The sequence below is a fragment of the Candidatus Competibacteraceae bacterium genome (assembly GCA_016713505.1).
GTDB lineage: Bacteria > Pseudomonadota > Gammaproteobacteria > Competibacterales > Competibacteraceae > Competibacter_A.
In genome coordinates, this window is record JADJPA010000001.1 from 2,885,205 (window position 1) to 2,905,596 (window position 20,392).

The 20,392-nt window shown below is 57.8% G+C and carries 14 protein-coding genes, 1 tRNA gene, 1 pseudogene and 1 CRISPR repeat array; of the genes and pseudogenes, 4 read left to right on the forward strand and 12 right to left on the reverse strand.

What is annotated here, in order from left to right:
* Both IPK09_13160 and IPK09_13165 read right to left on the reverse strand, forming a co-directional pair.
* Complete coding sequence (locus tag IPK09_13160; protein MBK7984558.1) at positions 1-1,827, reverse strand: ABC transporter ATP-binding protein/permease; 1,827 nt, start codon at positions 1,825-1,827, stop codon at positions 1-3.
* A 71-nt stretch (positions 1,828-1,898) separates the two neighbouring features.
* Positions 1,899-2,660: a cytochrome c5 family protein gene (locus IPK09_13165; GenBank protein ID MBK7984559.1), complete on the reverse strand. Its 762-nt coding sequence runs from the start codon at positions 2,658-2,660 to the stop codon at positions 1,899-1,901.
* Between the two features lie 365 nt (positions 2,661-3,025).
* Between IPK09_13165 and IPK09_13170 the strand changes: the two genes are divergently transcribed.
* Positions 3,026-3,102, forward strand: a tRNA-Arg gene (locus IPK09_13170).
* Positions 3,103-3,364: 262 nt separating this feature from the next.
* Here the strand turns inward: IPK09_13170 and IPK09_13175 are convergent.
* Positions 3,365-3,754, reverse strand: coding sequence for a DUF2852 domain-containing protein (locus tag IPK09_13175; GenBank protein ID MBK7984560.1), 390 nt, complete (start codon positions 3,752-3,754; stop codon positions 3,365-3,367).
* A gap of 123 nt (positions 3,755-3,877) precedes the next feature.
* Positions 3,878-4,543 (reverse strand): TetR/AcrR family transcriptional regulator, encoded by a 666-nt coding sequence (locus IPK09_13180; protein ID MBK7984561.1) that lies wholly within the window; start codon positions 4,541-4,543, stop codon positions 3,878-3,880.
* A 122-nt stretch (positions 4,544-4,665) separates the two neighbouring features.
* Here IPK09_13180 and IPK09_13185 point away from each other — a divergent pair, with 122 nt between their 5' ends.
* Positions 4,666-5,502, forward strand: a complete 837-nt coding sequence (locus tag IPK09_13185; GenBank protein ID MBK7984562.1) for a hypothetical protein — start codon at positions 4,666-4,668, stop codon at positions 5,500-5,502.
* Position 5,503: 1 nt separating this feature from the next.
* Positions 5,504-6,493, forward strand: a complete 990-nt coding sequence (locus tag IPK09_13190; GenBank protein ID MBK7984563.1) for an aldo/keto reductase — start codon at positions 5,504-5,506, stop codon at positions 6,491-6,493.
* A gap of 7 nt (positions 6,494-6,500) precedes the next feature.
* Here the strand turns inward: IPK09_13190 and IPK09_13195 are convergent, their stop codons facing one another.
* Positions 6,501-7,610: a hypothetical protein gene (locus tag IPK09_13195; protein MBK7984564.1), complete on the reverse strand. Its 1,110-nt coding sequence runs from the start codon at positions 7,608-7,610 to the stop codon at positions 6,501-6,503.
* A 592-nt stretch (positions 7,611-8,202) separates the two neighbouring features.
* On the opposite strand from IPK09_13195, the pseudogene tnpA reads away from it, so the two are divergent.
* Positions 8,203-8,621 (forward strand): annotated as a pseudogene (gene tnpA, locus IPK09_13200) (IS200/IS605 family transposase).
* 177 nt (positions 8,622-8,798) lie between these two features.
* A CRISPR array of direct repeats spans positions 8,799-12,555; the repeat unit is 37 nt; unit sequence GTTTCAATCCGCGCCCACCAATTAAGGCGGGCGAATC.
* A 188-nt stretch (positions 12,556-12,743) separates the two neighbouring features.
* Here the strand turns inward: tnpA and cas2 are convergent.
* The 7 genes from cas2 to IPK09_13235 are packed head-to-tail and all read right to left on the reverse strand — an operon-like array spanning position 12,744 to position 20,342.
* Complete coding sequence (cas2, locus tag IPK09_13205; GenBank protein ID MBK7984565.1) at positions 12,744-13,037, reverse strand: CRISPR-associated endonuclease Cas2; 294 nt, start codon at positions 13,035-13,037, stop codon at positions 12,744-12,746.
* A 46-nt stretch (positions 13,038-13,083) separates the two neighbouring features.
* Positions 13,084-14,109 (reverse strand): type I-C CRISPR-associated endonuclease Cas1, encoded by a 1,026-nt coding sequence (cas1c, locus tag IPK09_13210; protein ID MBK7984566.1) that lies wholly within the window; start codon positions 14,107-14,109, stop codon positions 13,084-13,086.
* Entirely contained in the window at positions 14,094-14,756 is a 663-nt protein-coding gene (gene cas4, locus IPK09_13215) for a CRISPR-associated protein Cas4 (protein MBK7984567.1), read from the reverse strand. The genes cas1c and cas4 overlap by 16 nt, the downstream gene beginning before the upstream one ends.
* Positions 14,757-14,762: 6 nt before the next feature.
* Positions 14,763-15,650 (reverse strand): type I-C CRISPR-associated protein Cas7/Csd2, encoded by an 888-nt coding sequence (gene cas7c / locus IPK09_13220; GenBank protein MBK7984568.1) that lies wholly within the window; start codon positions 15,648-15,650, stop codon positions 14,763-14,765.
* Positions 15,643-17,421: a type I-C CRISPR-associated protein Cas8c/Csd1 gene (cas8c, locus tag IPK09_13225; GenBank protein ID MBK7984569.1), complete on the reverse strand. Its 1,779-nt coding sequence runs from the start codon at positions 17,419-17,421 to the stop codon at positions 15,643-15,645. Before cas8c ends, cas7c begins: the two co-directional genes overlap by 8 nt.
* The gene (gene cas5c / locus IPK09_13230; protein MBK7984570.1) at positions 17,418-18,086 is read right to left on the reverse strand and encodes a type I-C CRISPR-associated protein Cas5; all 669 of its coding nucleotides are present in this window, start codon (positions 18,084-18,086) and stop codon (positions 17,418-17,420) included. The genes cas8c and cas5c overlap by 4 nt, the downstream gene beginning before the upstream one ends.
* 15 nt (positions 18,087-18,101) lie before the next feature.
* Positions 18,102-20,342, reverse strand: coding sequence for a CRISPR-associated endonuclease Cas3'' (locus IPK09_13235; protein ID MBK7984571.1), 2,241 nt, complete (start codon positions 20,340-20,342; stop codon positions 18,102-18,104).
* Between the last annotated feature and the right edge of the window lie 50 nt (positions 20,343-20,392).

Here is a 20,392-nt window from a genome sequence, read left to right on the forward strand (position 1 = left end):
TCAGAGCAATCCCCGCAGCCGTTCTTCTTCCTGCGCTTCTCGTTCCTGCTGCTGCAAGGCCCACATCTGGGTATACAGCCCGTTCTGTTGCAACAGCTCGCGGTGCGTACCCTGTTCCCGTACCCGGCCACGATCGAGCACCAGAATCTGGTCGGCATCGACGATGGTGGACAAGCGGTGCGCGATCACCAGGGTCGTGTGTTCGGCCGCCACCGCCCGTAAAGCCTGCAAGATGGCCTGCTCGGAATTGCTGTCCAGCGCCGAGGTCGCCTCGTCGAAAATCAGAATGCGCGGCCGTTTGAGAATCGCTCGGGCGATGGCGACCCGTTGCTTTTCGCCGCCCGACAGTTTCAGCCCGCGCTCGCCGACCAGCGTGTCGTAACCCGCCGGCAGCGCCTTGATGAAATCGTGCAGTTGCGCCATCCGGGCCGCCGCGGCGATTTCCTCGCGGCTGGCGTCGGGCCGGGCGTAGGCGAGGTTGTAATACAGCGTGTCGTTAAACAGGACGGTATCTTGCGGCACGATGCCGATGGCGGCGCGCAAGCTGTGCTGGGTCGCGGTGCGGATATCCTGACCATCGATCAGCACGCGGCCGTCGCTCACATCGTAAAATCGGAACAACAGCCGCGCCAGCGTCGATTTGCCGGCTCCGCTGGCGCCGACCACCGCCAGCTTGCGACCGGGCGGTACGGTGAAGCTGACTTCGAACAGGATTTGCCGGTCGGGCTGATAGGCGAAATTGACTTTCTCGAAGCGTAATTCGCCGCGCGTGACCGCCAGTTCGATGGCGTCGGGAGCATCGCGAATTTCCGGAATCCGGGCTAACAAGCGGATCAAATCGTCCATATCGACCAGCGCGTACTTGATCTGGCGGTAGACGATGCCGAGAAAATTCAGCGGGATGAACAGTTGCAGCAACAGGGCGTTGACCAGCACCAGATCGCCCAGCGTCATCCGGCCAGCGGCCACCTGACCGGCGGCAAACAGCATGATCAAAGTCGCGCCGGTGGCGATGATCGCGCCCTGACCGAAATTCAGCACCGACATCGAGGTCTGGCTCAACACGGCGCTGTTTTCCCATTGGGTGAGCGTCGCATCGCAGCGTTGCAACTCCCAGCCTTCATTGCCGAAATATTTGACGGTTTCGTAATTGATCAGGCTGTCCACGGCCTCGTTGCCGGCCTGCGATTCCAAGCGGTTCATTGCGTGGCGATGCTCCATCCGCCAGTTGGTGATCGCCAGGGTGAAGGCGACGTAAGCGGCGACGCTGCCGAAGATGACCAGCGTGAACACGGTCGGGTAACGGCCCAGCAGCAGCGCCGCCGCCAGCAGAAATTCCACCACCACCGGCAAGATGCTGAAGGCTAGATAATTCAACAGCGTGCTCAGACTGCGCGCGCCCCGTTCCAAGTCGCGGCTGATCGCGCCGGTTTTACGTTCCAGGTGAAAGCGCAGCGACAGCGCGTGCAGGTGTTCGAGGGTGCGCAACGTCAAGCGGCGCATGGCGCGATAGCGGACCCGCGTGAACAGCACATCACGCAGTTCGCTGAACAAAGCGTTACCCATTTTCAGCGCGCCGTAAGCCAGCAGCAGGGAAAACGGCAGCATGACCACGGCCTGATGTTGGGGGTCCAGGCTGTCGACGATTTGCTTGAGGGTCAGCGGCACGCCGATGTTGGCGATCTTGGCGACGATCAACGCGCCGAGAGCGAGCAGCACCCGACCGCGATACTCCCAAAGATACGGCAGCAGAGCCCGAATGTTGGTCCAGTCTCGGCGTTGTGAAGTGGAAGGTGGCGATTCAGTGGGACGCAGCTCGGGACGCATGACGGGTCGCCTAAAAAACGGAAGGCCACCCGACGGATGGCCTTTGCAGCGCGCTAACTGAAAGGCGCTGGCTATTTGGAGGGAGTTGGCGCGGGCTGGACAAAAGCTGGGGGCGCCGCCTTGGAAACCTCAACGGGCGGCGGCGGGACCACCGAAGCCGGCTCTTTCCGCGCCGTTTCAGCAGTTGACGCGGCGCTGGCCGATGCTGTTGGTTTCGCGCTTGGCACAGGCTGTATAAAGGCCGGTGGAATCGCTTTGGGTACTTGAACCGGAGGTGGTGGAACCGCCGTTGCCGAGGTTGCCGGAACCGGCTTGGCGGCTGGCGCGGCGGTTGTTGCGGGTTGGGACGTTGGCGCGGGCGCGGCGGCGGCTGGCGCGGAAGGAGCAGCTCCAGTCTTAAGGCCCGCCTTCTCCAGCATATAAATGATGGCGTCTTTGAGATTGGCTTCAGTCAGCGAGGGATCGCCGCCCTTGGCGGGCATGGCCCGGATACCGCTGACGCTGTGGGAAACCAGGGTATCCAATCCTTGCGCCAGACGAGGCTCCCACTGGTCTTTGGAATCGACCTTGGGGGCGCCCAGCGTGCCGGTGGCATGGCAGGCGGCGCAGACTTTGTTATAGATCTGATCGGCGGAGAGCTGTACCGCAATAGCGGGCTTGGGCTGTTCGAAGGAAACTCGCGCCACCGGCTTGATCCGTTCGAGGATGGCAGCCTGCTTGCGCGAGTTATCATCCGGCGCAACGTTACCGACGACGCTAATGAGAGCGGCGGCCATGAACAGCACGACCGCCAACAACACCAATCCTGAAATCAAGGTAACGGTCGTGGTCATTACGGACTTATCGGCTTGCTGGCTCACATTTTCACCTCATTAGAATGCGTTTATCCGACCCGAGCATCCCCGGCGCGCAGTGGTCCTACGTCTTGATCGCTCCCTGGCTCGATCCATCATGCAGCTTGCGCGGAAGCACCGTTGAAGGGGATTTGGGGTCAGTTTGTTATGTTGTGGTTTGAATAAGGCTAAACATGTTAATTATAACGGTATTTGGCTGGTGCTGGAAACCAATATCCCGAGCCTCGGCCGGCGGGCAAGCCGCGAACGCGCTCTGGCCATGCGACCCAGCCGGCGCATCAGTCACCCGGCGCCAGACTGGACGCGCCCTGATAATCCGAGTATCTTAATCGCCCTTTCCCCCTGCGCCCGTAGCTCAGTTGGATAGAGCGTCGGCCTCCGGAGCCGAAGGTCGTGAGTTCAAGTCTCGCCGGGCGCGCCAATTCCTTCAGCTTGCTGTCACACTGGTTTTCATCGTCTATTCCCGCCGCCGCCCGCGGAGCCGCGCTGGTTGTGTGCAAGAGCGCACGGCCCCGATTGTAACTGAACTTTATTATTTCGCCGCCAGAGCCGCGAGCGGGAACGCTGATCCCTTGACGGAGCCTAATGGGATGGCGAGCGTTTCGAGCGCGCCCAACAACCGCCCCTCACCCGCGCAGGCGTGAGGGGCGGTTGTTGCCAATGATCGGGAAAGACGTGACGGTTTAACTTGCGGCGGGCGTCTCGTCAGCGTTCGAGCGACGGTTCCGTTCCGCCATGAACTCATCGAACTCGGACCGATCCCGTGCGCGGCGGAGCCGCTCCAGAAATTCCATGAACTCGCGCTGGTCTTCCTCAAGCCGGCGCAAGGTTTCCTTGCGATAGTCGTCGAAGGCCGAGTTGCCGGTCGATTCGGAACGGCGCGGGGAGCAGCAACCCTTGCCCATAGTGTTGAAAAATATCCGAAAACCGTGATGATGCGAGTGGTCGACGCGATCGGAATGACAGCATCTCATTTTTCCGCTCCAAAGTAGGTAAGCCAGCATGGCCAGACCGAAAGGCCACCAGATCATGAAACCCAGAACGATCAAGCCGATCCAAACCGCCTTGTCCATACCGTTGGGTTTCGCTTCGAGAGAATCGGGTTTCGCCGCAAGAATCATGGCCCCTCCAAGTTAATGTTAATCACATTAACAATCGTAGGCGCGGTAACAAGCGCTGTCAAGCAAATTTGTCAGTTAAGGCTTGGGCGGAATGGGGTCGCCGCCGCCGAAACCCAAACCCCGCACATAGACTAGAATGCCGGCTTCCAGCAAATCTTCCGGCGGCATCGACAACCGTTGCGGCGTGCCTTCGCCGGCGTTGAGGAACAGCGAGGCGACGCCGTGGCACAAGGACCAAAGATGCAAGGCCATCATGCGGGCGGGCGGGCGCTGGTGCTTGGGTTGGTTGGCGCACAGGCTTTCCGCCGCGAGGCGCAGCAAGGCCAACGCCCGCTCGCTGGTTTGAGCCAGTTCGCTACCGGTGTCGGGTTGCGGGCAGGTTTCGAACATCGCCGCATAGTAGGCCGGCTGCTGGCGGGCAAAAGCCAGATACGCTCGCCCGCAGTTGATGAGAGCGCGCAGCGGTTCCGGCCGACCCTCGTCCCACGCCTGGACCAGCTCGGCCTCGAACTGCTGGAAGCCGCGCAGCGCCATCTCGATTAACAACGCATTGCGGTCGCGAAAATGCCGGTAAGGCGCGGCCGGGCTGACGCCGACCGCGCGGGCGACTTCGGCGAAAGTAAAGCCGGCGGGACCGCGTTCGGCGATCAAATCCAGGGCGGCCTCGATCAGCGCTTCGCGCAAATTGCCGTGGTGGTAGCGGTCGCGGCCGGTTCCCGAGCTATTTTTGTACCAGATCATGAGAAACTTGCCGAAAGGATAAAGGAGAGTCCGACGGCGGAATTCTAGCAAGTTACCGAAACGACGGGGCAAAACTCACGACCGCGCGATTTTGGGGAGCTATCAAACTGGCTACGATCCTGGTGATCGGTTCGGCGGCGCGCGATGAGGTGATCGAACTGACCGAACCGCTGCGGCCCGGCGCGCATTTGAACGGCGTGACGGGCAAGGCGCGGCTCGGCGGCGGCGGCGCGAACACGGCGGTGGCCTTGGCGGCGGCGGGCCACGAGGTCCTTTTGCTCGCCGCCGTCGGGCAGGATGCTATTGGCGACGCTCTGATCGCCGAACTCGCCGGCGCGGGAGTGAATACGGCGTCGGTGGCGCGCTTGGAACAACCGAGCACCCGATCCTTGCTGTTGGTCGATCCACGCGGCGAACGGACGGTCATCAACGTCGCTCGCTGTGAGGAAGCTGAGCCTTCATCGCAGTTGCTGGATTTACCCGCCGATGCGGTTTACGCGCGCAGCCGCCGCCGCGATCTGACCGCGCTGCTGGCGGCGAAGGCGGATACTACCTTGATCGTCGCTCACGCGCCGCCCATCGAACCGGACGCGCGACCGGCGCATGTGGTAATCGCCTCGCGGTCCGATTTGGAGCCGGACGCCCTGCGCTCCCCTCAAGTCTTGGGGAACACGATTTCCAACGGCTTGGCGCGCTGGACGATCATCACCGCCGGCGCGGCGGGTGCTGTGGCGTATGGTGAAAGCGAGACGCTGAGGGCCTCGGCCCCCGGCGTCCGGCCGGTCGATACCACCGGCGCGGGCGATGCTTTCGCCGCCGGATTGCTGCACGCCTTGGTTCGAGGTCGGCCGATGGCGGAAGCGCTCAGCGTCGCGGTTCGCTTTGGAACCGAAGCGACCTTATGGCCGACATCGGGGTTACCGGCGGCGGCCGTCCATCGTTTGTTACGGGAGATTTGACATGAAAACTCGTCGTCTCGGCCGGCAAGGCCCTGAGGTTTCCGCCATCGGCTTGGGTTGCATGGGCATGAGCGATTTCTACGGCGGGCGCGATGACGCCGAATCCATCGCCACGATCCATCGTGCGTTGGAAGTGGGAATCACCTTGCTCGATACGGCCGACATGTACGGTCCGTACACCAATGAAGAATTAGTCGGCCAAGCGATCCGGGGCAAACGCGACCAAGTATTTTTGGCGACCAAGTTCGGCATCGTGCGCGACCCCAACGACCCCAACAAGCGCGGCATCAACGGCCGTCCTGACTATGTTCGCGCCTCGTGCGAAGGCAGCCTGCGGCGCTTGGGCGTGGAAGTCATCGACCTGTACTACCAACATCGGGTCGATCCGGCCACCCCGATTGAGGAAACCGTCGGGGCGATGGCCGAGTTGGTGAAAGCGGGTAAGGTTCGTTACCTCGGGCTGTCGGAGGCGGGGGCTGCCACGCTGGAACGCGCCTGCGCGGTGCATCCGATCAGCGCCGTGCAAACCGAATATTCGCTGTGGAGCCGCGACCCGGAAACGGATGTGCTGGCAGCCTGTCGTCGACTGGGGGTGGGCTTCGTCGCCTACAGTCCGCTGGGGCGCGGCTTTCTGACCGGCGCCATCCGAAAGCCGGAGGATTTCGACGAGGACGATTACCGCCGTTTCAGCCCGCGCTTTCAAGGTGAGAACTTTACCCGGAATCTGGCGCTGGTCGAAAAGATCCAGCTACTCGCCCAGCGCAAGGGTTGCCAGCCTTCGCAGCTAGCGCTGGCTTGGGTGCTGGCGCAAGGTGACGACATCATTCCGATACCCGGTACCAAGCGGCGGCGCTATCTGGAAGAAAATGCGGCCGGGGTCGAGGTGGCGCTCACGGCGGCGGAATTGGCCGAAATCGACGCGATTTTCCCGCCGGATGCGGCGGCGGGTTTGCGCTATACCGAGGAGATGATGCGGTTGGTGAATCAGTAGGAGCGTTTTATTTTTGCGGGAGCGAGCGTTTTTTTTCGGGTGGAATAAAGGGTGGAGGAGAAGAAGGTCTTGATGGTCTAGGGGAGGGTGGAGCAGCCGGGGAGCTGGTTGGCTTCAGCACCAAATCGACGCGCAGAGTCACTGCGTAGTCGCTATACGCGCCGGTGATTTTGCTGGTGGCCTTTCCCGATTTTGGGACGCCCATTTTTTCAGCGAGCTCGTTGGCGTGTCTGACGAAATTTGGATTGGCTTGCTCGCCCACCAATTTAAAGGTGGACGCTCCGGCCCGCCGCGCCATTTCGGCGGCGCGGCGGATCATCGCCCGGTGGGTGGAGCGGGCCAATTGAATTTCGGCCGCGCTGCCTTCTCCGCGCAGGACGATCATGGAAACCCGATAGGTCACTCCCTCCCCCGTGCTTTCCACCCGCGCAAAGAGATTGCCCGGCTGGCCGACTCTGCCGAGGCGGACGGCGGGATAATCGCCTTGGATGACCCGTCTTAAATGAGCCGGAATCGATGGGTCTGGAACCGGCTCGGGCGGTAAATAGCTTTGGGCCGTGGGGGTAGGCGGTGTTTGCCCTCCTCGCGAACCGCCCGCGCCCCTCATGCTCGCCATCCCCAAGACGGCAAAGATCACCGGCATGAACCAGGTTTCGAACATTTCCCAACCTTTTAGAATCTCGATCGCTTTTGCATCAACTTGCTGTAACGTGCAACGATCTCCCATCGCTTCACGGGCTTCGAGCCAATTGAGCACGTCGGTCACCGTGGAGAGCATGGCGTTGGTGGTGTCCAGCCGGTCGGCCGCTTCTTGATAGACCGGGCCTAGCGCATCGCGCCTGCCGTGCTCGAAGCGATCCATGTTATCGGCGTAGACCGCTGGATTTACGCTGTGAATTTGGCGGCGGATTCTATCCTCGTCGATGCCTGCCCGCGCCCTTTGCTCCATCCAAGCGTTTTGCCAGATTTGAAACAACTGATGGGCGCTCAAGTAATTTTCCGAAGACGCAACCGCGATAAATTCCGCTTTCCTGGCTTGCCATTGACCGCCGATATCGCCGGGTTTGGTGGCGTGTACCGGCTCCTCGGCGAACGCATAACCGTGTTTGTTCGCCATGCTCAAAGCGACTCGGAGGATCAGCAGGTTAATGTTTTGCCGGCTGGCCTCGCGGTATACGGCTCGGGTCCATTCGACCGGAACGGCTCCGCTGAAGCACGGGACGTTATTGAGAATCCATTGGAGAGTGAGCGCCGGGTTAATCCGAGCGCTCGGGGAAGGAACACTGAAGGGGCCAGCCATACGGTTTTCTCTAAGCGCTAATCGGTTATGGATAAACTGGGTAGGGGCGCAACATCGGCTGCCCGAATTGTTGGGAGCGGCACGGTGAAGCCGGACGCTAAAATCATGTTCGTCCAACGACGCCAACCCGTGAGTCGCGGTCAGATACATTCGCTGCTTGTAAAGCTAGGCTCGTAAAATTTCAGTACGATTTCTAAGGCGCTGAGGTTTGTTGCAATTGTTTCAGCGAGTCCCGATGAAGGCCATTGACGCTGGCATTCTCAAAGCCGGCTCCATGGTTTTTCAGAGTGTAATAAAAATCTAACTCACATGAGATAAGCCCCCAGCTATGCCGGGGGACTCCCAGAGGTTTGACCTATACGGCGGTCATGGTGAACCTGAAATCTCGACCAAGAGATGAGAGTTCACGATGAAAGAGTATGAAAGTCTGAGTCATACCCGGTGGGATTGTAAGTATCGCGTCATGTTTATCCCTAAGCGGCGCAAGCGGAAGATTTTCGAGGGACTGCGCCGACACCTAGGGGTGATTTTTCACGAGCGAGCGGCACACGAGGAGGCCACGGATCGGGAGAGGCATCTGATGCCGGATCATGTGCACATGTGCCTGAGTGTGCCGCCGAAATACGCGGTCTCGAACGTGGTGGGCTACCTCAAGGGCAAGAGCGCGATCCTGATCGCGCCAGTTTGGAGGTTGGGAGCGACTTCACCGGCGAAGTGCTCTAGGCGCGGGGGTATTTTGTCTCGACGGTCGGTCTGGATGAGGCGGTGGTGAGAGCCTACATCTGCCAACAGGAGCAGGCGGATGAACGTTACGACCAGATGCGGTTGAGAGGCCTCTGGCCGCCTTGGGCGGCTCACGGGGTAACAGCGCCTTTTAAGCGCTCACCCTATAAGCCCCCGGCTTTGCCAGGGGTCATTTAGCTTGATTAGAAGCTACCGGTAATTACGTGATTAGCTATAAGGCGGGTGCATCGGGGGGCTCTTCAACACCTCGGTCAAGCTGCGGTTTCAATCCGCACCCGTCAATTAAAGCGGGTGAATCGTACCCCCAAACACAGCCCGACCCACCGGTTCAAGTTTCAATCCGCACCCGCCAATTAAGGCGGGTGAATCCCGGAAACGGCACGGCTGAGTTACCTGGAAGAAGACTGTTTCAATCCGCACCCGCCAATTAAGGCGGGCGAATCGATTAACCCCCGTCGCACAGACAACAACACTTTTTGTTTCAATCCGCGCCCACCAATTAAGGCGGGCGAATCCCAGCCGGTGGCGGTTTCCGTGCAGTTCACACAGGTTTCAATCCGCGCCCACCAATTAAGGCGGGCGAATCATTTGCCAGAGGCGCCCAGCATCCGCGCTGCCCTTGTTTCAATCCGCGCCCACCAATTAAGGCGGGCGAATCGGCTACCGGCTGCAGGAGCAGATTTCGGCATGATCGTTTCAATCCGCGCCCACCAATTAAGGCGGGCGAATCATGCGCTCGTGGGCGGCGTGGGCGGCTTGCTCCTGGTTTCAATCCGCGCCCACCAATTAAGGCGGGCGAATCCAACGTGTTGTAGCGCAGGGTCGCGCCGCTGATGTGTTTCAATCCGCGCCCACCAATTAAGGCGGGCGAATCGTCATCCGCCCTGAGTGTGTCGTCGGCGTACAAGGTTTCAATCCGCGCCCACCAATTAAGGCGGGCGAATCCTGCTGTGAGCGCTCTTTTGGAAGATGTCCGCTTTGTTTCAATCCGCGCCCACCAATTAAGGCGGGCGAATCGCGTCGGTCACGCCGTCGATGCCGAAGGCCACGGAGTTTCAATCCGCGCCCACCAATTAAGGCGGGCGAATCTTGCGGGTCGCGGGATCACGCTCCGGCGTTCTTGTTTCAATCCGCGCCCACCAATTAAGGCGGGCGAATCCTCGACCGCCTACTCAGAACACGCCAAACAAGTTGTTTCAATCCGCGCCCACCAATTAAGGCGGGCGAATCAGATCGGCGCGTAGGTCGGGTTGGCCAGCTTGATGTTTCAATCCGCGCCCACCAATTAAGGCGGGCGAATCGGCGCAAGCGCTGTCCGATCCTCTTCGCGCGAGGGTTTCAATCCGCGCCCACCAATTAAGGCGGGCGAATCGCAATTAGGGCTGCTTATCCATTCGGGCCATATCGTTTCAATCCGCGCCCACCAATTAAGGCGGGCGAATCGTTCGGTGCGATGTTGATGCTGCGCTCGACCCAAGTTTCAATCCGCGCCCACCAATTAAGGCGGGCGAATCAGAGTACGCCAAGCGCCTGATCGCCGGACAGGAGTTTCAATCCGCGCCCACCAATTAAGGCGGGCGAATCTCGAATCTCGGCTTTATCTATCTCCCAGGTTTCTGGTTTCAATCCGCGCCCACCAATTAAGGCGGGCGAATCCTTTCTGGTGCCGCGCTGCCCGTGTTCAGAGTGCCGTTTCAATCCGCGCCCACCAATTAAGGCGGGCGAATCGGCATCCGGCCGGGAACCAACATCGACTACATCAAGTTTCAATCCGCGCCCACCAATTAAGGCGGGCGAATCGGTACGCAGGCTGCTATTCGCGCCGGATACAGCGAGTTTCAATCCGCGCCCACCAATTAAGGCGGGCGAATCGTCGAAATTTACGAAATCTTGTCGTAGATATAAAGTTTCAATCCGCGCCCACCAATTAAGGCGGGCGAATCATGAACTACCATGCCCTGAAGGACATGGCTTTCTGGTTTCAATCCGCGCCCACCAATTAAGGCGGGCGAATCTCGATGTATACTTCCATACAAAGTGCATATTATTGTTTCAATCCGCGCCCACCAATTAAGGCGGGCGAATCCTCAGAGATATAGGAGAGTATTCACCTGAGTATTGTTTCAATCCGCGCCCACCAATTAAGGCGGGCGAATCTTTCTTATCACTCTTTACAAGCTTAATGGAATCTACGTTTCAATCCGCGCCCACCAATTAAGGCGGGCGAATCTAGCCAGCCTCTAGGTAATGTAGAGCAAAAACTAGTTTCAATCCGCGCCCACCAATTAAGGCGGGCGAATCGTCTGCGAGAACTCCTGAAACAGCAACCTGAGTATTGTTTCAATCCGCGCCCACCAATTAAGGCGGGCGAATCGTTGCAAGACATGAAAGAGGCGCTTGACGAGAATGTTTCAATCCGCGCCCACCAATTAAGGCGGGCGAATCCTGTTTTCATGTGAGTCACTAGGCATGAACATTGTTTCAATCCGCGCCCACCAATTAAGGCGGGCGAATCGGATTCCACTCTTGACAGTTCTTCAAGTGCCTCGTGTTTCAATCCGCGCCCACCAATTAAGGCGGGCGAATCATTTGCCAGAGGCGCCCAGCATCCGCGCTGCCCTTGTTTCAATCCGCGCCCACCAATTAAGGCGGGCGAATCCATTGTGAACATTACACCACCAATGATTTAGGAAGTTTCAATCCGCGCCCACCAATTAAGGCGGGCGAATCAAGGAAATCTGCTTCAAGTACACGAAGGCGTAGAGGTTTCAATCCGCGCCCACCAATTAAGGCGGGCGAATCCCCTAATCATCTGAGTGATTGCAGGCACTTCGCGGTTTCAATCCGCGCCCACCAATTAAGGCGGGCGAATCACTGAGACTATAGCGGTGGATGAAAGTCATGAATGTTTCAATCCGCGCCCACCAATTAAGGCGGGCGAATCGTGTATTCTTGTGATTGCGTGATCTTAGCCCACAAGTTTCAATCCGCGCCCACCAATTAAGGCGGGCGAATCAGAGCCATCGGTTCATGATCTCTTAGCTTTTCGTATGTTTCAATCCGCGCCCACCAATTAAGGCGGGCGAATCGTACAATTTCATAGTAATCTTGTAGTATTTTTGATGTTTCAATCCGCGCCCACCAATTAAGGCGGGCGAATCCCTGCTGTTTCAGTGTTAGTGGCTGTTTTGTAAAAGTTTCAATCCGCGCCCACCAATTAAGGCGGGCGAATCGAGTTGCTTCGATGACTCCTGCAATGTCTAATTTGTTTCAATCCGCGCCCACCAATTAAGGCGGGCGAATCGATAGGTCTCGATGCTAGTTGAGAAGGGCTATTAGTTTCAATCCGCGCCCACCAATTAAGGCGGGCGAATCGTTTTAAGAACAGGAGTCTTGTCTTTCACACATTGTTTCAATCCGCGCCCACCAATTAAGGCGGGCGAATCCGGAAGACACCGGCGCGGCCAAACCAAAGCCGAAGTTTCAATCCGCGCCCACCAATTAAGGCGGGCGAATCGAGCATGAAAACGCAAGCTGTCATCGAGTTTTACGGTTTCAATCCGCGCCCACCAATTAAGGCGGGCGAATCATTTGCGGGCGCTGGAGCGGGAGCTGTCGGAGCTGTTTCAATCCGCGCCCACCAATTAAGGCGGGCGAATCAGGTGACTTTAAGTCATTCAGGTATCGTTAGCTGTTTCAATCCGCGCCCACCAATTAAGGCGGGCGAATCGACGCCAACGGCCAAATCGTACAAACGTACACGGTTTCAATCCGCGCCCACCAATTAAGGCGGGCGAATCTAGCATCGCTCGGCTCCAGTCGCTAATCGCGCAAGCCGTTTCAATCCGCGCCCACCAATTAAGGCGGGCGAATCGGTCGATACCCGCGTGCTCGATAACTACGCTAACGGTTTCAATCCGCGCCCACCAATTAAGGCGGGCGAATCCCCAACGCACCGGCTGTTCTGTAACCGCGCTGATCGTTTCAATCCGCGCCCACCAATTAAGGCGGGCGAATCAGTATTATTTCAAGCTATTGATTATATTTAGATATATTGGCTGTTCTTTGGAACCCTCTTGCCTAGTTAAAGTTTTTAACCTGATCCGCATGGAAAAAATTAAAAAATTTAATAATTTCAATTTATTAAGCTGTGCGCGAAACTCTAGTATTTTTGACCTTTACTTGGGGTTCGCGCGCTCAAATTTTTTAAGCAACTAAAGAGTCATTTTCAAAGTCCACGGCATGAAATATACCAAACTCTTTAATATGTTGAGCCAAGGGTTCCGTAAGGCGATAAAACCTCAAGTTATCCTCATTTAAGTCAATCTCATCTAATAACTTTCGCTCTAAAGATTCGTATTGAGCTTGGCTAACACGACACTCAAAAACTGACTTTTGTACGCGTTGCCCATGATTAAGACAAACCCGTGAGACACGACGTAACCTTCTTCGTCCTTCTGGGGTTTCTGTTCGAACGTCATAACTAACCAAAATCATCATATTGGAAACCTTTTAATCGACGTTGACTTTTATAATCGACAGGTTTTTAACGAATTAAAAATGGTAAATAATCACTCAGATCTCCTCGCAACACACGAGCTAGAAATCGCGCTTGGATATGCGGAAACAAACCAAATGGGGCAGGTTGCTGTAATAACGGATGACTTAATTCTTCCTGCTTTCGTTGCTGGTAGGAAGCCACTACCGTTTTTCGCCCACTCTCGGCCAAATATACCGCGCCACCTGGCCGCTGCTCGAAATCCTTCTCGGTTAACTGGCCACGATTGATTAGAGTGAGAGCCAGTCGATCAGCCAGCGGTCGAAATTCTTCCATTAAATCCAACGCCAAAGCCGGTCGGCCCGGACGCACCGCGTGAAGGAAGCCCAACTGGGTATCCAATCCCACACCTTCCACTGCTGCTCGGCAATCGTGAACCAGCAAGGTATAGAGAAATGAGATCAAGGCATTGAAACAATCCAATGGTGGACGACGGCTCCGCCGCTCAAATGAAAAAACTTCACGACAATCAGGACGAATTAGATGGCGGATCGCGGCGAAATAAACGCGAGCGCCATCGCCTTCAACGCCTCGTACCCCGTCAAGAAATTCTTCATAAGGTAGCCGCCGGATATGGCCGGCCAATAATCGGCCACTGTGCCTCAATGCTTCTTGATCTGCGTCATTGCCGCTGTCGCGCGCGCCGCGCAAGATGATTTGCCGGGCATTGCGGAGCTTGCCCGCCACGAACCCTTTAGCCAGTTCCAATGCTTGAGCGGCGGCGGCACGATGTTGCGCTTGTCGCAACAGGATATTTCCAGTCAATGGTCCTTCCAGTCGCGCCTTGAATTGGCCGCGCCGATCCAGCAACACCACCCCTCGGCCATCGTCGGCGCAACGATGCAATGCCGCTGGGCTAACCATGATGTCACCAAAAATCACCACGCTGCCCAAATGATGCAACGGGACTTGCAAGCGTTTTTGGCGCTCGATTTCGACCACCAGCGTTTCTCCTTCCAGGTGGAGATAGGCCCCTTGGGTCATCACATACAATGTGTTCAAGAGGTGGTGCACGGCTCCTCCTGGTCCTCGTCCGGGTCATAAAGGGTTTTACGCAACGAACGTAAGCGAGCGGTTCCCGCGATCAGCGACGGTTGGCAGACATCGAACAGCGAGCATTCCTTACAACGAGAATCGTTGACCGGCGGCGGTAGCCGTTCGCTGGACAGCAGAGTGCGAATCTTCGGGGCGAGTTCCTCGACCAGGGTGCGCAAGGCGGGTGTGATGACCACTTCGCGCCGCCGTCGGGAACTGTGGTGAAAAATCGCACCGCGCGGGATGGGACGACCTAACATTTCTTCCAAACACAGCGCCTGCGCCGCCAATTGCAAATCGTCGTGCTGGCGGGCACGACGCGGGCCATGCTTGTATTCGACTGGGAAGGGCGTCCCATCCGCCAGAAATTCCACCACATCGGCTCGCCCCACCAATCCCAGGCGGCGTGAATACAGCGGCAAGGCACGCTCGACGCGCAGCCCACCTTCGGCGCGGCTTTCGGGCGTATCCACTTGCTGGTGCGCCGCTCGTCCGCGCAAGGTGTACACGTTTTCGTCCCACGCTTGTTCGGCGTGGATCAGCGCGCACTGACGCGGGCAGTAGCTGTAGTGTTGGAGCGCCGAAATCATGATTGCGTCTTCCGAGCCATCGTCCGGCGCGGTCATGTGGTTTTACCCGACCAAGCGCAACAAACGGACGCCATCCGGCAAGCCTGCCTCATCCACCGAAACGCTGTAATCTCCGAAAGCGCGCGGCGTGCTGGCAGGGTCGTTCAATGCGGCTGAAACTCGCTCGAACAGGCGATGCGAAGGAGCGTTGCCGAGCGCTGAGTCATGCTGGAACACGTACAGGCCGCGCGTGGTCATCTGACCGCGCGCGGCGGAATGATCGTGCTCGAACATGTTGCCCAAGGCTTCCCATAGCAGCGTCAGGTCAGCGTCGGAAAAGCCGGTTTGCGCCGCCAGATGGGCGGAAATAAAGCCGTGCGCCCGATATAGGCCATACGGCACGGTGAATTTGCGGCCCATCGTGCGATTGTCGCCACTTTGCTTTTCGGCTTCGGCTTCCGTGGCGACCGCCATCCGAGTGATCGAATGTTCGGCGGGCGTGATCGGATTCATGCTGCGGGCGAAGGTCATTTGCACCGGGCCGCGCACTTGGCCGCAATTGACACCGGTGGACATCACCGCCCCAAACGCGCGCACGTCATAAAAGTTCTGGCACATCCACTGCCGGGCTTTTTCAACCTCGCCGCCACCGCCCTTGCGTTTGCCGCTTTCACCGGACAAGGTCAAGCCAAGAGCCACATAGGCGCGTTCGTGCTGGCGGTTCAAAACAGCTTTTTCCTTGATGTAGATTTCGAAGGGCGGCTGCTCGTGCTGTTTGAGTCCAACATAGTTACGCACCTTGCGTTTCAGGCAAACATCCGTAACCAGTCCGTGGCCTGTTTGGGGGTCCATGCGCGGTAGATTGCCGGCGTCGGGATCGCCGTTGGGGTTACCGTCGATCACATCGAACAGCACGATGAAGTCGTAACGAGTTTTAATGGCATCAGTCATGATTGGACTCTCCCTGATCGGTCGATGGATTAGCTAAAGCTTTTTTGGTGAATAAATCCTGGCGTTGATGGTAATAACCAATGGCGAATCGTCCTTGATCGTCCAGATTGAGGTGGGGGGGAAATTGAGTGACGGCCTCTAAAATCTGTCCGATGGTGATTTCCAGCCAAATTTTTTGTCCTGAGGGAATTTTGTTGAGATGGTGCGGAGTAAGTTTGTTGATGAGGTAAGGGAAAACCGTCACTGGGGCGGCCGAGGCCGCACCGTAGAAACGGTCGCGAATGGTGGCGTTCAGGCCGGGATTTGCCGCTTCCTGAGCGCGTTCGAGAATGGCGAACAATCGGCCCAAGCGATAGCCGATATTGGGATTTTTTGGATCGAGCGACACGTCAACCTCCTGTTGGCTGGGATGGTGAAAGCGGGCATGGCGAAGCAGCACGGCCTTGATTAAAGCCGCGCGAATGTAAGTGACTGCGCCTTGTTCAGCGCGGATGCGCTGCAAGACCGCGATCAATAAGGTTTGCGGGTAAGGAGTTCCATCTAGGATCGCTCGCAACACTTCACCGGCCAGCAGCGGCGGAACGTTCTCGCTTTTGCCTTGCGCGGCGATGGCGACCAGCAAACGCCACACCGGTAAAAACTCAGGATCGCGCGGTGGGCGAACGATGGCGAGATCATCAAAATGTCGGCGGATGTTCCCTGCTAATTCGCGCACCGTGCTCACGCTCCACAGCCGCACGGCCAGCCGGGCGTTATTCGGCGCGAGGCCGAGCACGAAAAAGCGGGTATCGTCCTGATTCAATGGCCGCGCGCCCGAGTGCGTCGGAGCCTGATACAGTGCCTTGATCGCTTCCACGCCACGCGCCGGGTCGTCAGGATCGGGTTGCAGCCAAGCGGCGAATAATTCCTCGGCCGGGTCGGGCTTCTCAGCCCAGAATACGAACGTATCCTCACCGACCGATAATCGTTGGCGCGAGTCGGCGCGCAGTAGGGTATTCAGCGACGTGGTGTAGGCGAAAGCCGCATATTCGCCGACCGGCGCGTTTTGACCCTGTTCCTTGCCGTGAGAGCAAGCGGCGGAAAAGTTGAAGGAAAAAAGATTAGCTCCGCTACTCTGCGCGCCTCGGACGCCTTTGATTGCTGGATGCAGTCGGGCAATCGCATCTAGTTTGCCGCTGACCAGACAGCGCTTGCGGGCAGAGGCCGTACTTTGCTGGGCGGCCATGATGGCCTGCCGGACTGCTTCCCGCTGACAGATCAGCTCCAAATCACCTTCCAGGCGTAAACTGATCGATTCGGTGGTTTTGTTGAGTTCCGCCCAAAGCGGGTGTCCAAATACAGAACTGAAGTCGCCCCGCTCTAAAAAGGTCAGCGTTGCGCGGATGCCTTCATCGGTGACAGGTGCTGGAAAAACCTCGTGGATGCGTTGTAGGAATGCAGCATGGGTTTCCCGCGCGCGCGCTTGTTCTTTTTTTAAGGCGGCGGCGTCCAGCTTGGCGGCACGGGCCGCGCTGACCGCGCCCAGCACGTAGCTCATGCCGTCCCAGAGCAGGTTGGCGGCAATCCCGACAGTGCGTTTGACACCCTGTGGCACGACGAACAGCCGTCCCTTATCCCGCTTGTTATCACCGCTGCGGGTGTCTTCAAGATCGACAAAGCCGCCATTCCGATCCAGCACGATGATGAAAGGAATCGCTTTACGCTCGAAACCGGGTTGCGGCAGTTCGTTCTGCTGTCGCTGGTAGTAATCGCAGAGCGCTTGCAGGATCATCGGACAATCTCCTCGCTATTCCACTCTGGCACCCGCACCGCGCCGTTATCGAGTTGAGCGCGAAAAAAACAGGGCGTCGGTTCAGCGCCGCGATAGTCCAGGTCATACAGCATCCAGCCTAAATCGCGGTTGTCGGCAATAGGTTCGGGTTGTGATTCGGTGGCGTCCACCCAAGCGAAGTCGGCCGAAAATTCCCGGCAACCGAGATAGGGCTGATGGAAACATTGGCCCTTTTCGACGCGGCGGTGAAACATGGCCGCATATTTGGCGGGCGTATCGTCAGGACCAGCGTGGGTGGTTAATTCAAAGCGGGCATGAATCCGATAATCCACCTCGCGCAATAGCAGTGCGGCGCGTTGCTGGCGGTCTTCGTCCGCGTAGAGCGCCAGCGCGCCCTTGCCCCGGTTCATCGCGGTTTTCACATTGTCGGTGGAAATCACGCTGGCAACTTCATTACGCCGCACCGAGGCCCAACGGATCGGCTTGAGCACCTCGATTTTCGTAACTCGCCAGACGATTTGCGGCTTCCAAAAGATTGCCTCTAGCACGCCGCGCGCGGCGGATGGCGTCATCACATCGTAGGAAACTCGCTCGACTTTCATCTCCGGACGGGTGAAACAGGCGTAATCACCCCAGACTCGCAAGCACACTGTGTTAGGCGACATTCTTCCAACCTCCTGTCATGCGATCAGATCGTCCGGCGAATAACGGGCGGTTTGCGTGTCATCGACCCGCAAACCGAGCACCGAATCGTAAAGCGGCGCGACCTGGATGAAGATGCCGGGCTGTCGTTCGATGATAGCTCCATCAGTCAATAGCACCCGATGAACCCGGCGCGGGATATTCACGACGTAACGTTGCAATTGACGAAGCAGCTTTCGTTCCAAACCATCGCTGGAGCGGGTGAGTTGGGCCAAGAGCGGTTCGTTATCGCCGTAGCGAACGATGACCGGCGCTTGAATTTCCGGGATAAGTTGAAAACGTTCGGCGGCGGTGCGAAAGCTAAATTCCAATCGCTGGTTGTTCTTCAGGAGTGGTAATATCCCTTTTCCATCAAGCTGTTCTGCTCCTTTTTGCCAATACAGGCTCTGGAAATATTCGGCGAACAACGCCGGGGCTAGCGGGTCGGGCGGACGACGCTGCAATATCTGCCGCCCTGCCTGGCAAGCTTGGCGCAAGTGACCCGCTGGAGGTTGAGTCGGCGGCACAAACACCACCACCTGTCCAAAATTGAACAGGCGGCCTTCACGGTTGCAACGTCCTGCCGCTTGCGCGATGGAATCCAAGCCCGCCAGCGCCCGGTAAACCGCTGGAAAATCCAAATCGACACCGGCTTCCACTAGTTGGGTGCTGATCACTCGCAGTGGCTCGTCGGAGTTTTCTAACCGCTTTTTAATCCCGGCAATCACGTCAGAGCGATGTTGGCCGCACATGAGGCCCGAGAGATGCACGGTATCGGGTGGCAATAAGCCATGCAGAATGCGGGCATCGTCGCGCCGGTCCACGATGCACAATACGCGGGGGTGGTCTTCCAGTTCGGCGGCGAGCGCTTCCCAAGTGATCGACGTTTGGAAATCAGTCGGCAAAGTCAATTTCACCCGGCGCAAGCTATCATGCAGTTCGCGCACCGCCGCCGCATCGCCCACGATCTCACGCACGTCGTCCAACCCTTTCAGAGAAAAATCAAAGCTATGCCGGGAGGAAAGGTCCGGCTGCGTGGCGGTACACAGCACAAAACTGACACCGTAATAGCGGCTCAATTCGCGGACTGTGCGGAGAATGGGGGTCAAAAAATCCGGTGGCAGTAGTTGCGCTTCATCCAGAATCACCACGCTGTCGAGGATGTTGTGCAATTTGCGGGTTCGGCTAGGGCGGTTAGCGAACAGCGACTCGAAAAATTGCACGCTCGTGGTCACGATCAACGGCGCATCCCAATTCTCACAGGCCAGCCGACTGCTGGGCGTTTCACGGTCGGCCTCGAAAAGGCTGTGATGTTCGAGCACGGCATCCGCACCAAACACGGCGCGAAACACATCCGCCGTCTGTTCGATGATGCTGGTGTAAGGGATAACGTAAAGAATCCGGCGCTTGCCATGCTGGCGGGCGTGGCGCAGAGCAAAAGCTAACGAGGCCAGCGTCTTGCCGCCGCCGGTGGGCACCGTCAGCGAAAACAAACCTGGCGACTGCCCGGCGGTATTCCGGCAGCGTTCCAGCACCGCCGCCCGCATTCGATTGACCGGAGTGTCGCTCGCTCGCTCAGCCAATCCCGCCATATGAGCGTCATAGCGTGGCTCCAAGTCCGCCAGCGTGGGATAACAACCGCGCAAGCCAGCTTTATCGGGCGTCATGAACTGTTCGGTGTCGAGAAAATCGGCATCCACCAAGCAGGAAAACAGCAATCTGATCCACAACGCATGATCGCGTTCGCCACCGGGATGGGACACTGGCAACGGCGCGTTGAGAATGTCGGCGGGCGGTTCGGCAGCTAGCGCATCCGCCAGTAAATCAGCTTGGCTCAAACGATTGATCAGACTGGAAGCGGGAGCTTCCGCGCTTTGCCAATCCGGTAAGCCTGCATGATGGCCAGCGATCAGATAGGCGAGAATTCGACCTGAACCTTTCATCCGATCCATCGCGTGAAGCGCGCCCGCTGTGGAATGATCGACTTTGCCGGGCGCGGTTTCGATATGGGCGTCGTAGCCGGAGGCGCTACAGATATAATGCTGAAACGCCTCGCGATATTTACCGAGGTCGTGCCACAAACCCGCCAGCCTAGCCCAATCGCCGGCTTCGAACGCGGCGGCGAACGATTCAGCTAGGCTCGCAACGCCGCGTAAATGCTCGTCGAGAAGATGCTTTACCCATTGTCCATTACGGTCTTGTCTGACATGAGCGAGAAAAATAGACGATTTTTCAGACATGGCTAAATTCCCGATTGCTAAGTAGAAGCGAAATTGCGATCATCCATTTT